Source organism: Variovorax sp. J22R115 (assembly GCF_030317005.1).
Taxonomy (GTDB): Bacteria; Pseudomonadota; Gammaproteobacteria; order Burkholderiales; family Burkholderiaceae_C; genus Variovorax.
Map to the genome: position 1 here is coordinate 1 of NZ_JASZYM010000031.1, position 13,181 is coordinate 13,181.

General features: G+C 66.6%; 12 protein-coding genes. 4 read left to right on the forward strand and 8 right to left on the reverse strand.

Going from position 1 to position 13,181, the window contains the following annotated elements:
- Positions 1–113 precede the first annotated feature (113 nt).
- From QTI04_RS32310 to QTI04_RS32335, 6 genes are all read right to left on the reverse strand, one after another.
- Positions 114–890: an MBL fold metallo-hydrolase gene (locus QTI04_RS32310; protein ID WP_286599991.1), complete on the reverse strand. Its 777-nt coding sequence runs from the start codon at positions 888–890 to the stop codon at positions 114–116.
- 10 nt (positions 891–900) lie between these two features.
- Positions 901–1,986, reverse strand: coding sequence for an outer membrane protein assembly factor BamC (bamC, locus tag QTI04_RS32315; protein ID WP_286599993.1), 1,086 nt, complete (start codon positions 1,984–1,986; stop codon positions 901–903).
- A 119-nt stretch (positions 1,987–2,105) separates the two neighbouring features.
- A complete protein-coding gene (gene dapA / locus QTI04_RS32320; protein ID WP_286619317.1) occupies positions 2,106–2,996 on the reverse strand; it encodes a 4-hydroxy-tetrahydrodipicolinate synthase in 891 nt (296 codons plus the stop codon).
- Between the two features lie 104 nt (positions 2,997–3,100).
- Complete coding sequence (locus QTI04_RS32325) at positions 3,101–3,655, reverse strand: bifunctional 2-polyprenyl-6-hydroxyphenol methylase/3-demethylubiquinol 3-O-methyltransferase UbiG (RefSeq protein ID WP_286619319.1); 555 nt, start codon at positions 3,653–3,655, stop codon at positions 3,101–3,103.
- On the reverse strand, positions 3,652–3,792 hold the full coding sequence (locus tag QTI04_RS32330; RefSeq protein ID WP_286619320.1) for a hypothetical protein: 141 nt from the start codon (positions 3,790–3,792) through the stop codon (positions 3,652–3,654). Before QTI04_RS32330 ends, QTI04_RS32325 begins: the two co-directional genes overlap by 4 nt.
- An 8-nt stretch (positions 3,793–3,800) precedes the next feature.
- Positions 3,801–5,021, reverse strand: a complete 1,221-nt coding sequence (locus tag QTI04_RS32335; RefSeq protein WP_286619321.1) for an MFS transporter — start codon at positions 5,019–5,021, stop codon at positions 3,801–3,803.
- 152 nt (positions 5,022–5,173) lie between these two features.
- On the opposite strand from QTI04_RS32335, the gene QTI04_RS32340 reads away from it, so the two are divergent.
- On the forward strand, positions 5,174–7,171 hold the full coding sequence (locus QTI04_RS32340; protein WP_286600000.1) for a DNA topoisomerase IV subunit B: 1,998 nt from the start codon (positions 5,174–5,176) through the stop codon (positions 7,169–7,171).
- Positions 7,172–7,184: 13 nt separating this feature from the next.
- Here the strand turns inward: QTI04_RS32340 and QTI04_RS32345 are convergent, their stop codons facing one another.
- Together QTI04_RS32345 and QTI04_RS32350 are read right to left on the reverse strand one after the other, a co-directional pair.
- On the reverse strand, positions 7,185–7,757 hold the full coding sequence (locus tag QTI04_RS32345; protein WP_286619322.1) for a ferritin-like domain-containing protein: 573 nt from the start codon (positions 7,755–7,757) through the stop codon (positions 7,185–7,187).
- 24 nt (positions 7,758–7,781) lie between these two features.
- Positions 7,782–8,504 (reverse strand): RNA polymerase sigma factor, encoded by a 723-nt coding sequence (locus QTI04_RS32350; RefSeq protein ID WP_286619324.1) that lies wholly within the window; start codon positions 8,502–8,504, stop codon positions 7,782–7,784.
- 190 nt (positions 8,505–8,694) lie between these two features.
- Between QTI04_RS32350 and QTI04_RS32355 the strand changes: the two genes are divergently transcribed.
- Genes QTI04_RS32355 through parC form a run of 3 tightly spaced genes read left to right on the forward strand, consistent with a single transcriptional unit; the run spans position 8,695 to position 13,161 of the window.
- The gene (locus QTI04_RS32355) at positions 8,695–9,570 is read left to right on the forward strand and encodes a lytic transglycosylase domain-containing protein (protein ID WP_286619326.1); all 876 of its coding nucleotides are present in this window, start codon (positions 8,695–8,697) and stop codon (positions 9,568–9,570) included.
- Positions 9,571–9,608: 38 nt separating this feature from the next.
- Complete coding sequence (locus tag QTI04_RS32360) at positions 9,609–10,724, forward strand: kelch repeat-containing protein (protein ID WP_286600005.1); 1,116 nt, start codon at positions 9,609–9,611, stop codon at positions 10,722–10,724.
- A 52-nt stretch (positions 10,725–10,776) separates the two neighbouring features.
- Positions 10,777–13,161, forward strand: coding sequence for a DNA topoisomerase IV subunit A (parC, locus tag QTI04_RS32365; protein WP_286619328.1), 2,385 nt, complete (start codon positions 10,777–10,779; stop codon positions 13,159–13,161).
- Positions 13,162–13,181 lie beyond the last annotated feature (20 nt).

Consider the following 13,181-nt stretch of genomic DNA (forward strand, 5'->3'; position numbering starts at 1 on the left):
GGGAGTCCCCAGATTCTCCTGACCTCAACTTCTCGAACCGCCCGGTGCGGACCCGCACGCCGGGTGGTGTGGGAGGGGTCCGGTCTTCGTTGACCGGCCCCTATCCCGATCGCTCAGAGGTCGAGCCATGGCGAGCCGTCTGCGGCAGTGGCGGTGAGCATTTCGTCCTGATTTGAACCCAGCGCTTCGGCCATCACGCGGCGCACGATCTCTGGCCGGTTGTTCTGCTCGCTCAAATGCGCGCCCAGCACGTGGCGCAAGCCGGAGTGCAGCACCGCCTTCGCGATCGCCGCAGCCGCCGCGTTGGAGAGATGGCCGTAGTTGCCGCCCACGCGCTGCTTGAGAAAAGGAGGGTACGCCGAACCCGCGAGCATGTCGCCGTCGTGATTGAACTCGAGCAGCAGGGCATCGAGCCCCATCAGGCGGCCCAGCACATGCGGCGTGGCGTGCCCGAGATCGGTCAGAACCCCGAGGCTGCGATCGCCGTCGGTGCAGCGCAATTGCAGCGGCTCGCGCGCATCGTGAGGGACCGTGAACGGTTGAAGCAGGAGATCGCCGACCTGGATGTCGAGACCGTCTCGTGCGAGATGCACGCGTCCCTCGAAATCGCGCCCGCCAGTTGCCAGCCACGTGCCTTCGCTCATCCACACCGGAATGCGCGCGCGTCGCGAAAGTGCGTGCGCACAACCGATGTGATCGCCGTGCTCGTGCGTGATGAAGATGGCGTCGATGTCCGAGGCCACGAGGCCCGCCCGGGCGAGGCGGGCGTCGAGGTGACGCAGTGTGAAGCCGCAGTCGATCAGCAGCCTCGAAGTCCGCCCGCCGCTGGTCGCTTCGACCAGCGTGGCGTTGCCGGTGCTGCCGCTGCCCAGACTGCGGAAGCGCAGCACCGGAAAGGCCTTACTTCAAATCGTCGGCGATGACTTGGACGATCCGCTGCGCGTTCGCAGAAGTGTCCGGCGCGCCGTTGCCGTCGAGCACCGACACCGTGCTGCTCGCATCGCCCTGGCCCTTGACCAGGATGCGGAACTTGAGCGGCGCCTCGGTCTTGCCCGAGCCGAACGTGAACAGCTTGCCGAAGAAGCCAGGGTCACTCTTGTTGGGGTTCGGCGGCACGTAGCGAACGAAGTAGGTACCCGCCGCGCGGTCACGGTCTTCGACGGTGAAGCCGGTGCGGTCCAGTGCCAGGCCGACACGGCGCCATGCACGCTCGAAGCCTTCGCTGATCTGCACCACCGGCTGGCCGCCGACGTTGGCGACGCGAGCGGTCTGCACGGGTGCGCCAGCCGCGGCGATCACCTTGGATTGCTCTTGCGAGACGCCGAGCTTCACCATCAGGCGGCGTAGGAATTCGGTCTCGAGTTCGGGGTCGCTGGGGCGGGGCTGCCACACCGTCTGGTCCTGACGCGAGCTGCTGTAGACCTCTTGCATGCCCCGGTGGCTGATGAAGATCTCGGTGCCGTTGGGCGTGCGCTCCATGCGCGTGCGGAAACGGTCCAACTCGCCGGTCGAATACATCGACTCGACCAGCTTGCCCAGAGTCCCGCGGATGATGTCCTGCGGAAGCTTGGCGCGGTTTTCGGCCCAGTCGGTTTCCATGATGCCGAGGTTGCGCTGCTCGGTGGTGATCAGGAAGCCGCTCTCCTGCCAGAAGTCCTTGACGGGATCCCAGAGTTGGTCTGCGGGCCGGTTGATGACCAGCCAGCGTTGCGAACCCGAACGCTCCATGCGCACGTCGCCAATGTTGGTGAGCGCGGTCGGAAGCCCGGGCGCATTGGCCAGGCCGGCCTGGTACGTGTTGGCCGTGACGGCACCGCCCGGCACCGCGTAGCGGTTGTCGCGCGACAGCTGCGTCAGGTCGGGCGGCACTTCGAGGGTGGGGGCCTTGCCGGCGCTCTTGTAGTCGATCTTGTCGGTCTCGAGAACCGAACAGGCGGCGAGGCTGGCCACAAGGGCCAGCAGGGCGAATCGCGAAATGGTGTTCAACGTCGTCTTCCTTCTTGGAATATCTAACTCAATCGGTGGGAAGCCGCGGCGCCCGCAGTTTCAGAGCGCAGCCAGGGCAAAAGGTTGCCGGCATTCGCCAACGGCAAGGTAAAGATGGATCAGTCCTTGAGCAGGCCGCTGGCGCGCAGCGCGGACTCGACCACTGGCTGGCCGGATTCGGCGAGCGGGGTGAGCGGCAGGCGCAGCGCACCACCGCACAGCCCCAGGCGTGCCATGGCCCACTTGACCGGAATCGGATTGGGTTCGACGAAGAGATGGCGATGCAAGGGCATCAGTTCGAACTGGATCTGCATCGCGCGCTTGACGTCGCCGGCGATGGCGGCCATGCACAGCTCGTGCATCTTGCGCGGTGCAACGTTGGCCGTAACGCTGATATTGCCCTGGCCGCCGCAAAGCATCAGCGCGACCGCGGTCGGGTCGTCGCCGGAATACACGGCAAAGCTCTTGGGCAGGTCGCGGATGAGCCACTGCGCACGCTCGATGTTGCCGGTCGCTTCCTTGATGCCGATGATGCCGGGCACCTGGGCGAGGCGAAGCACGGTGTCGTGCGCCATATCGGCGACGGTTCGGCCGGGCACGTTGTAGAGCACGGTGGGGAGGTCGCCCACTGCTTCGGCGATCGCCTTGAAGTGCTGGTACTGGCCTTCCTGTGTCGGCTTGTTGTAGTAGGGCACCACCTGGAGCTGGCAATCGGCGCCCACGCCCTTGGCGAACTTCGCGAGTTCGATGGCTTCCTTGGTGGAATTGGCGCCGCAGCCGGCCATCACGGGAACGCGGCCGCGGGCCTGTTCGACCGAGACGCGAATAATCTCGCAGTGCTCCTCGACGTCGACGGTCGGCGATTCGCCGGTGGTGCCGACCACGCCGAGACAATCGGTGCCTTCGTCGATGTGCCAGTCGATCAGCCGGCGCAGGGCGGGATAGTCGACACTGCCGTCGTCGTGCATCGGCGTGACGAGCGCGACGATGCTGCCTGTCAGTTGCTCCAAGGGAAATCTCTTTGTCGGTGGACGAAAAGCAGACATTCTACTAACTCGGCCCCCGGACGCGCGGTTCTGTCCGGGGTGGCCCGGGGAGGACCGCAGAGAGGTCTCTAGCGAGGCTGCAGCGGATGGCGCGACGGCGTCGAGGCGCAGGAGTCCGGAGGCCGGACCGCCGCGACGCGCTGGACGAAGCGGTCCGGCGCCGCGAGAAACCCGTCTTCGTACGCGACGACGCGCAGGCCCGCGCAGGCAGCGAGGAGTTCCCCCGGCTGCAGAAGGAAATCTGGCCGGGACGGCTTGCCGACGGTTTCGTTGCCCGCTGCGAAGGTTTCATACAGCAGCACACCTCCGGCCGCGACCGCCGCCACGATGTCGGCCATCCGCGGCCGCCAGAGGTAGTTGGTGACGATCACCCCACCGAAGCCCTGCCCGGCGAACGGCCATGGCCCGGATTCGATGTCGGCCAGCACCGTTTGGCCGAAGGGCGCCGCGGAAGCGACCGCTTCCGGCGACCGGTCCACGCCGGTTGTCGGATGGCCGCGTTCGGCGAACCAGCGCATGTGGCGGCCCGAGCCGCAGGCCACGTCCAGCACCGAGGCGCCGGGCGCCAGCAGGTGCGACCAGCGCACGATCCAGGGCGAGGGCTCGAGTGTCGAATGGTTCAAAAACAGGCCCAGAGCTGGTCGATCAGCGTCACGAGGAACGCCGGTCGCGTGTAGAGCGCGAACACCGCTGCCAACGCCAGGGCGGCCGCCCCCAGCCAGCCAGCTTGCACGAGGCGATGGCGCGTCAGGTCGGACATGGTGGAGCTCAGGCCGGTTGCGGCGTCGGACGCACGATCGCGCCTTCCTTCACCGGCAGGTTGATGAGCGCCGCGCAAACGCCCAGCGCAATCGCGATGTACCAGACCAGGTCGTAACTGCCGGTCCGGTCGTAGAGATAGCCGCCGAGCCAGACACCCAGGAACGAACCGACCTGATGGCTCAGGAACACGATGCCGCCCAGCATCGACAGATGGGCGACGCCGAAGATCTGGGCGACGATGCCGCTGGTGAGCGGCACGGTCGACAGCCACAGGAAGCCCATCACGCTGGCAAAAACGTACACGGTCATCGGCGAGATCGGCACGATCAGGAACAGGGCGATCGCCACGGCCCGGCTGATGTAGATCGTCGCCAGCAGCTTGCGCTTGGCAAGCCGCGCGCCCAGGGAGCCCGCGATATAGGTGCCGAAGACGTTGAAGAGCCCGATCAGCGCGAGCGCGTAGCTCGCAACCTCCGGCGACAGTCCTTTGTCGCGCAGGTAGCTCGGCATGTGCACGCCGATGAACACCACCTGGAAGCCGCAGACGAAATAGCCGGCCGTCAGCAGCACGAAGCTCGGATATTTGAAGGCCTCTTGCATGGCCTGCGAGATCGTCTGGCTGCGGCGCACGCTGGAGGTCGCGCCGTGCCGCGGCTCCCGAAGTCCGAAGGCCAGCGGCACGATGATGAGCACCATCGCTGCCAGCACCAGCAGGGCCGTCTGCCAGCCGAGGCGGGCGATCAACTGGCCCTCCACCGGCACCATGAGGAATTGGCCGAAGGAGCCGGCCGCCGCCGCCACGCCCATGGCCCAGGAGCGCTTTTCGGCAGGGATCTGGCGACCGATGACGCCGTAGATCACGGCGTAGGTCGTGCCGGCCTGTGCGGCGCCGATCAGGACGCCCGCCGTCAGCGCGAACATCAGTGGCGTGGGCGAAAACGCCATGCCCGCCAGCCCGAGCGCATACAGCACAGCGCCCGCAAGCAGCACGCGGAACGCGCCCAGCTTGTCGGCCAGCATCCCCGCGAAAACGCCGATCACGCCCCAGGACAGATTCTGGATCGCGATCGCCAGTGAAAAAGCTTGCCGCGACCAGCCCTGTTCCTGCGTGATCGGCTGGAGCCAGAGCCCGAAGCCGTGGCGGATGCCCATCGACAGCGTGACGATCATGGCGCCGCAAATGAGGACCTGCTTGAGGCTGAGAGGCTGGCTGGAGGAGGAAGTCATCCCGGGCAATGTACCCAAAAGCGAAGCCTCGCGGCGGCAGGGCACCTGTCGCCGATTGCTGAAATTTTCGAGCGGCTTTGATGCGATAGACGAATGCTTCGCCTCGAATACGCCTCGGGTGGCTGCAAGACCAGCGCCTAGAATCCCGCGCCATGGCAAGCAAGGAACCAGGTAGTTACGGCGAGGCGTCGATTCGCGTCCTCAAGGGCCTCGAGCCCGTCAAGCAGCGGCCGGGGATGTACACCCGCACCGACAACCCGCTGCACATCATTCAGGAAGTACTGGACAACGCCGCCGACGAGGCGCTGGCGGGGTACGGCAAGAAGATCAAGGTCACGCTCCACGCGGACGGCTCTGTCAGCGTGGAGGACGACGGCCGCGGCATTCCGTTCGGATTGCACCCGGAGGAAAAGGCCCCGGTGGTCGAGCTGGTGTTCACCCGCCTGCACGCGGGTGGCAAGTTCGACAAGGGCTCGGGCGGTGCCTACAGCTTCTCCGGCGGGCTGCACGGCGTTGGCGTCTCGGTGACCAATGCGCTGTCGACGCGCCTGGAAGTGACTTCCTACCGCGAAGGCTCGGTGGCGCAGATTGCGTTCTCGGCCGGCGACGTGGTCGAGCCGCTCAAGCTCCGGCCGCAGGAAAGCGCGGCAGCGTCCAATGGCGACGGCCCGCGTGACCGCCGGCAGGGCACCACGGTGCGAGCCTGGCCGGACGCCAAGTACTTCGAATCCCCGGCGCTGCCTATCAACGAACTCACGCACCTGCTGCGCAGCAAGGCGGTGCTGATGCCCGGCGTCACGGTGACGCTGGTGGTCGAGAAGACCAAGGAAACCCAGAGCTGGCTCTACAAGGGTGGCCTGCGTGACTACCTGATGCAGACGCTCAACGGCGATCCGGTGATTCCGCTCTTCGAAGGTGCGGGCCATGCCGACAAGAACGCCGACAACTTCGCAGAGGGAGAGGGCGCCGAATGGTGTGTGGCCTTCACCGAAGACGGCCAGCCGGTGCGCGAGAGCTACGTCAACCTGATCCCCACCAGCGCAGGCGGCACGCATGAAAGCGGGCTGCGCGATGGTCTGTTCAATGCGGTCAAGAGCTTCATCGAGCTGCATTCGCTGTTGCCGAAGGGTGTGAAGCTGCTGCCCGAAGACGTCTTCGCGCGCGCTTCATACGTGCTCTCGGCCAAGGTGCTCGACCCGCAATTCCAGGGGCAGATCAAGGAGCGGCTCAACTCGCGCGATGCCGTGCGGCTGGTGTCCAGTTTCGTGCGGCCGGCGCTGGAGCTTTGGCTCAACCAGCACGTCGACTACGGCAGGAAGCTCGCCGAACTCGCGATCAAGGCCGCGCAGACGCGCCAAAAGGCCGGCCAGAAGGTCGAGAAGCGCAAGGGCTCCGGCGTGGCCGTGCTGCCCGGCAAACTGACCGACTGCGAGAGCAAGGACATCGCGCACAACGAAGTCTTCCTGGTCGAGGGCGACTCCGCCGGCGGCAGCGCGAAGATGGGCCGCGACAAGGAAAGCCAGGCCATCCTGCCCTTGCGCGGCAAGGTGCTCAACACCTGGGAGGTGGAGCGCGACCGGCTCTTCGCCAACACCGAAATCCACGACATCTCCGTCGCGGTGGGTGTCGATCCGCACGGGCCCGACGACACGCCCGACATGTCGGGCTTGCGTTACGGCAAGGTCTGCATCCTGAGCGACGCCGATGTGGACGGCTCGCACATTCAGGTGCTGCTGCTCACGCTGTTCTTCCGTCACTTCCCGAAGCTGATCGAGACAGGGCACGTGTACGTTGCCAAGCCGCCACTGTTCCGTGTCGACGCACCGGCGCGTGGCAAGAAGCCGGCCTCGAAGGTCTATGCGCTGGACGAGGGCGAACTCACCGCCATTCTCGACAAGCTGCGCAAGGACGGCGTGCGTGAAGGCGCCTGGAGCATCAGCCGCTTCAAGGGCCTGGGCGAAATGAGCGCCGAGCAGTTGTGGGAGACCACGCTCAACCCCGACACGCGACGCCTGCTGCAGGTGCGCCTGGGGCGATTCGACGTGCAGGGCACGCAGGGCGAGATCACCAAGCTCATGGGCAAGGGCGAGGCCGCCGCGCGGCGCGAGCTGATGGAATTGCGCGCGGACGACGTCGAAGTGGACGTCTGAGCCTGCCTATCAATCACGACACGAAGGCCGACGGAACCACCGGCACCTCGCCGAGCGCCTGCCGCAGCACGGCCCAGTGCATGGCTTCGTCGCCGAGGATGCTCGCTGCGGCCTTGGAGAGGTCGCGATCGTCGAACAGCGGCACGGCACCCAGGTAGGCGCTGACGGCGCCTTGCTCCAGCTTGGCCGCGAACCGGAGCACATCAGCCTGCGACTTCAACTGCTCGAGCGGAAAGTCGTACTTGCTCTTTGCGAGCACGGGCTTGCCGCCCAGCTTTGCGACGGTCGCGGACAGTACGGCCGCATGCGCCTTGTGATGGCCCTGGAAGGTCACCGCGAGGTCGAGCACGGGCTTCTCGAGCAGCTTGCTTTCCGCACCGACCTGGTAGGCCGCGATGGCCTCGAACTCCGCGCCGAGCGCGGTGTTGAGGATCTGCACGTCCCCTGCGGTGTCACCTCCCGCCTTGGCAGCCAGGGCATCCCTGCCCGCGAGCAGTGCGATCGCGGCGCCGGAGAGCACGAGGCCCGATCGGCCCAGGAAGAGGCGGCGTGCGGCGATGGGTGTGGGCATCAGAAAGAATGACATGACGGTCTCCGTGTGGTTTTGGATTCAGGAACCTGGTAGAGGGCATGGTGCGTCGCTGGTGATCGCCGACATCACGTGGGCGACGATGTCGTCGCAGCGCTGGCCAGCGAACGAGAAGGCATCGCCGATCGCCAGGTCGACCTCGCGCGATAGCGCCTCGCGCAAGAGGCCGCGCGCCCGGAAGAAGCGGCTTCGCACCGTGGCTTCGGGTATCTCGAGCGCTGCAGCTACTTCTTCGATGCTCATGTCCTCCACCGCGCGCAAGACGAACACGGTGCGAAAGGCCTCCGGAAGGGCATCGATCCGGGTTTCGATCAGGCTGCGGAACTCGCCACGCATCGCCTGGCGTTCGGGCTGTTCGTCCGGGTCTGCGTGCATCCATGTCTCCCCTTGCGCTTCGGCGGTGTCGCTGGCGGTGTCGAGCGGAATGACTTGCGCGCTGCGGCGCCCGCGCAATCGTCCGAGCGCTTCGTTCACGACGATCCGCACCAGCCATGTGGAGAGCCTGGCCTCGGCCCTGAAGCTGCCGAGCGAACGCCATGCGCGCAGGTAGGCTTCCTGTAGCGCGTCCTGTGTCTCTTCGTCGTTCTGCAGGATGCTGCGTCCGGTGCGAAACAGCAGCCGGTTGTGCCGGCGCATGATGTGCTGGAAGGCGAGCGTGTCGCCTCGTGCGGCGCGCATCGCCAACTCGGCGTCCGCCGGAAGGCTGGATGTCGCTGCGGAATCGCGGGGTTCGATGTTGTGCATGTCGGTGTCTTCTGCCCATTGGATGGATGCGGGTGTCGTCCTGTTCCCAGGGGCGTGCCGCGGGGCACTTCGACGACAATGCACTCCATGACGGTTCAAGACAGACTGTTGATATCTTGCGGGAACCCTGCGCGCTGGCGCAGTGCGGGCTGATTGCCGACGCATCACGGGCGCTGACCTTCCTCCGGCGATGAATTTCTCACGTGCTCTGGCTCGCGGCGGGTTGCTGCCGGCCCTGCTGTTGGCGCTGCTGGCATGGCAGCCGCTCGCCCGCGCCGCCGACATCTACGGCTACATCGACCAGAAGGGCGTGGCGCACTTTGCATCCGAGAAGCTCGACGAGCGGTATCAGCTTTTTTTCCGCGGCGGACAGAGCTTCGACACCGCGAGCGGCATCGGCCCCTTGGGCCGGGCGCGCAAGGGCACGATCGACGGCAAGGTCCCGCGAGCTTCGCAGACCTTGCTGGCGCTGTTCGAGGCGTCGCCCAGCTACAAGATTGCGAAATCCGCGCTGCGCGATGCATCGCGCAAGCACGACATCGACTACGAGCTTCTGCAGGCGCTGATCGCGACGGAATCGGGCTTCGATGCACAGGCGGTGTCGCCCAAGGGCGCGCTCGGGCTCATGCAACTGATGCCCGCGACGGCACAGCGCTATGGGATCTCGGCCGACCAGCGTGCGACGATCGAGAAGAAGCTGTTCGACCCGCGCATCAACATCGCCACCGGATCGCGCTACCTGCGCGACCTGATCGCCATGTTCCCGGGCCAGATCGAGCTGGCACTTGCGGCCTACAACGCGGGCGAGGGTGCCGTCCAGCGCGCAGGCAACAAGATTCCGAACTACCCCGAGACGCAGAACTACGTGCAGACGGTGCTGCAGCTCTATGCATACCTCAAGCCGTCGGCGGGGCTGGGTCGTGGCAAGGGAAAGGGGCCCTCGCGCATTCGCATGGAAATGACGGTTCCCCAGGGCGGGGCCCTCGGTCGTGGCAATATGCCGCCCGCCTCCGGGAAGTTGCCGGCGATGCCGCCCATCCCCGAGGCGCCGCCCGCGGTGCCTTGAGCGCACCGGTGCCTCTCGATCCGATGAAGGAAATCGCCATGCAACGTCGAAACCTTGTGCTCGCCACTGCGTCAGCCGCCTTGGTCGGCAGCGTGCGTGCGCAAGGAGCGTCGCCCCGCCTGCCCGTGGCGCCTTCCGCGGAAGAGCCCTACGCACGTCTGCAAGGTGGCGTGCCCCACCACATGACGCCCGAGCAGGAGGCGCAGCGCTTCACCGAAAGCCCGGCACCTGCCGGTGCGCCGGGGCGTTGGGTGCCGCGCGCGGCCTTGCCGATTCCGCGCAGCGAGATGGCCTGGGCAACCGCCGCAGCCGGCCGAATGCATGTGGTCGGCGGCTACGGCGAAGGTGCGGTCAACCGCGACTACCACCACATCTACGACCCTGCGGCCGACCGCTGGCTCTCCGGTGCTCCGCTGCCGCGCGGCGCGAACCACGTCGCCGTCGCCGCTGACGCAGGCCGGGTCTATGCGTTCGGCGGCTTCGTCGAACAGAACCGCAGGTCGGACACGAACGCCTACGCCTACGAGATCGCCGCCGACCGCTGGGTGGCGATCGCGCCCTTGCCGCGCCCGCGCGGTGCGGCCGCTGCAGTGGTGATGGATGGCGCGATTCATCTGATCGGCGGTGCTTCAGAGCCTGCGAGCGAGCGCGCCAGCGTGGGCTGGCATGAGGTCTACGACCCGAAGACCGACCGCTGGTCAGCGCGCAAGGCGCTGCCGGGCGCACGCGACCACGTGGGCTGCGTCTCGCACAACGGCCAGATCCACGTGATCGGCGGGCGCTTCAACACCTTCGAATACAACACCGACCTGCATCACGCGTACCTGCCGGCGCGAGACACCTGGGAATTGCGTTCGCCGCTGCCCACGGCACGTTCGGGCCATGGCCTGGTGGTCTACCGCGGGCGCTTCTACGCAATGGGCGGCGAAGGCGGCATCCTGGTGAGCGGCGTGCCGCGCCAAGCCAAGGTCTTCGGCCAGATGGAAAGCTACGATCCGTCGACCGACACCTGGCAACGCCACGCGCCGATGCCCACGCCGCGCCATGCCGTGGGCGCGGCCGTGATCGGCGACTGGATCTATGTCGCCGGCGGCGGTGCCGTGCTGGGCGGCGCCGTGCAGTCGGCCGTGCATGAGGCATTCACACTGGGTTGAGCGCGCAAGGGTGCGCTGACCCGCGATTCATTTCTCCTCTCACTTTTTTTCCATGGACTCCCAACCTTCGCTCGATCTCCAGAGCCCCGAAGAAGACGGCGCGCTGACGCTGGCCGACTACGCGCAGACCGCCTACCTCGAGTACGCGCTGAGCGTCGTCAAGGGCCGCGCGCTGCCTGACGTCAGCGATGGCCAGAAGCCGGTGCAGCGGCGCATTCTCTATTCGATGTCGCGCATGGGCCTCGGCTACGGCGGTGCCAACGGCACGGTGGGCGCCAAGCCCGTCAAGAGCGCGCGCGTGGTCGGCGACGTGCTCGGCCGCTTCCATCCGCACAGCGACCAGGCCGCCTACGACGCGCTGGTGCGCATGGCGCAGGATTTCTCGCAACGCTATCCGCTGGTGGACGGCCAGGGCAACTTCGGCAGCCGCGACGGCGACGGCGCAGCGGCCATGCGCTACACCGAAGCGCGCCTCGCTCGCATCACGAGCCTGCTGCTCGACGAGATCGACGAAGGCACGGTCGACTTCATCCCCAACTACGACGGCTCGACCGAGGAGCCGCGGCTGCTGCCCGCGCGCCTGCCTTTCGCGCTGCTCAACGGCGCGAGCGGCATCGCGGTCGGCCTGGCCACCGAGATTCCCAGCCACAACCTGCGCGAGATCGCCGATGCCTGCGTGGCGCTCATCAAGAGCAACGGCAAGCTGTCCGAAGAGGAACTGTTCGCCTTCGTGCCGGGACCCGACTATCCGGGCGGCGCGCAGATCATCAGCAGCGCCGCCGACATCGCCGAGGCTTACCGCACCGGACGCGGCTCGCTCAAGGTGCGTGCGCGATGGAAGATCGAGGAACTGGCGCGCGGCCAATGGCAACTCGTGGTCAACGAACTGCCTCCAGGTGTCAGCACGCAGAAGGTGCTGGAGGAAATCGAGGAACTCACCAACCCCAAGATCCGCACTGGCAAGAAGGCGCTTACGGCCGAGCAGACGCAGCTGAAGGCTGCTGTGCTCTCCGTGCTCGACGTGGTGCGGGACGAGTCGAGCAAGGACGCGGCGGTGCGGCTGGTGTTCGAGCCGAAGACGTCGCGCATCAGCCAGGACGAGCTCATCACCACGCTGCTGTCGCAGACGTCGCTGGAGACATCGTCGTCCATCAACCTGACGATGGTCGGCATCGACGGCAAGCCCACGCAGAAGTCGCTGCGGCAGATGCTCAACGAGTGGATCGCCTTCCGCGAGATCACCGTCGAGAAGCGTTCGCGCCATCGGCTCGCCAAGGTGGAAGACCGCATCCACATCCTCGAAGGCCGGCAGCTGGTGCTGCTGAACATCGACGAGGTGATCGCCATCATCCGCGCCGCCGAGGATCCGAAGGCAGCGCTGATTGCACGCTTCAACCTCAGCGACCGGCAGGCCGAAGACATCCTGGAAATCCGCCTGCGCCAACTCGCACGGCTGGAAGCCATCAAGATCGAGCAGGAGCTCAAGGGCTTGCGCGAAGAGCAGAAGAAGCTCGAGGATATTCTCGGCAGCCCGGCCGCGCTGCGCCGGCTGCTGGTGAAGGAAATCGAGGCCGATGCGAAGAGCTTCGAAGACCCGCGCCGCACGCTGATCCAGGCCGAGAAGCGCGCCGTCGCCGAAGTGCGGGTGGTCGACGAGCCGGTCACGGTCATCGTGTCGCAGAAGGGCTGGGTCCGCACGCAGAAGGGCTGGGCCAGCGAGCGCGCTGCGGGCACTGCGCCGCCTGAATACAGCTTCAAGTCGGGCGACGCGCTGTATGGTGCCTTCGAGTGCCGCACGGTCGACACGCTGCTCGTGTTCGGCACTGCCAAGGACAAGGGCGTGCGCGTCTACAGCGTGCCGGTGGCATCGTTGCCTGGCGGTCGCGGCGATGGACAGCCTGTCACCACACTGATCGAGCTGGAAAGCGGCACGCATGTGGCGCACTACTTCGCGGGCCCGCTCGGCGCCAACCTGCTGTTGTCGAACACCGGCGGCTATGGCTTCATCGCGGCAGTCGAGAACATGATCTCGCGCCAGCGCGGCGGCAAGGCCTTTCTCGACGTGGGCGAGGGCGAGCAGATGTGCCGGCCGTCGCTGGTGGGCGGCGCTGGTGGTGCCGAGCCGCTGCCGATGGCCACGCACGTGGCTTGTGCGTCGACGGGCGGTCGCATCCTCACGTTCGAGATCAGTGAACTCAAGTCGCTGCCGAAGGGCGGACGCGGGCTCACGCTCATCGACCTCGAAGCCAAGGACACGCTCGCCGGCGCGGCCGCCTACACGCGCAGCGTGAAGATCGAAGGCATCGGCCGCGGCGGCAAGGAACGCGAAGAGACGCTGGAAATCCGCACGCTCAACAACGCGCGTGCCGGCCGCGCGCGCAAGGGCAAGGCGGCCGATCTCGGCTTCAAGCCGACGAGCATCGTGCGCGTTCAGTAACGCGGCCAACGGGAACGCAG

What these genes read in the sequence shown, in the direction of transcription:
- QTI04_RS32355 (WP_286619326.1), top strand. Translation starts at nt 8,695, where the DNA reads ATGAATTTCTCACGTGCTCTGGCTCGCGGCGGGTTGCTGCCGGCCCTG.
- QTI04_RS32345 (WP_286619322.1), bottom strand. Translation starts at nt 7,757, where the DNA reads ATGTCATTCTTTCTGATGCCCACACCCATCGCCGCACGCCGCCTCTTC.
- QTI04_RS32330 (WP_286619320.1), bottom strand. Translation starts at nt 3,792, where the DNA reads ATGTCCGACCTGACGCGCCATCGCCTCGTGCAAGCTGGCTGGCTGGGG.
- QTI04_RS32360 (WP_286600005.1), top strand. Translation starts at nt 9,609, where the DNA reads ATGCAACGTCGAAACCTTGTGCTCGCCACTGCGTCAGCCGCCTTGGTC.
- QTI04_RS32340 (WP_286600000.1), top strand. Translation starts at nt 5,174, where the DNA reads ATGGCAAGCAAGGAACCAGGTAGTTACGGCGAGGCGTCGATTCGCGTC.
- QTI04_RS32335 (WP_286619321.1), bottom strand. Translation starts at nt 5,021, where the DNA reads ATGACTTCCTCCTCCAGCCAGCCTCTCAGCCTCAAGCAGGTCCTCATT.
- QTI04_RS32350 (WP_286619324.1), bottom strand. Translation starts at nt 8,504, where the DNA reads ATGCACAACATCGAACCCCGCGATTCCGCAGCGACATCCAGCCTTCCG.
- parC (WP_286619328.1), top strand. Translation starts at nt 10,777, where the DNA reads ATGGACTCCCAACCTTCGCTCGATCTCCAGAGCCCCGAAGAAGACGGC.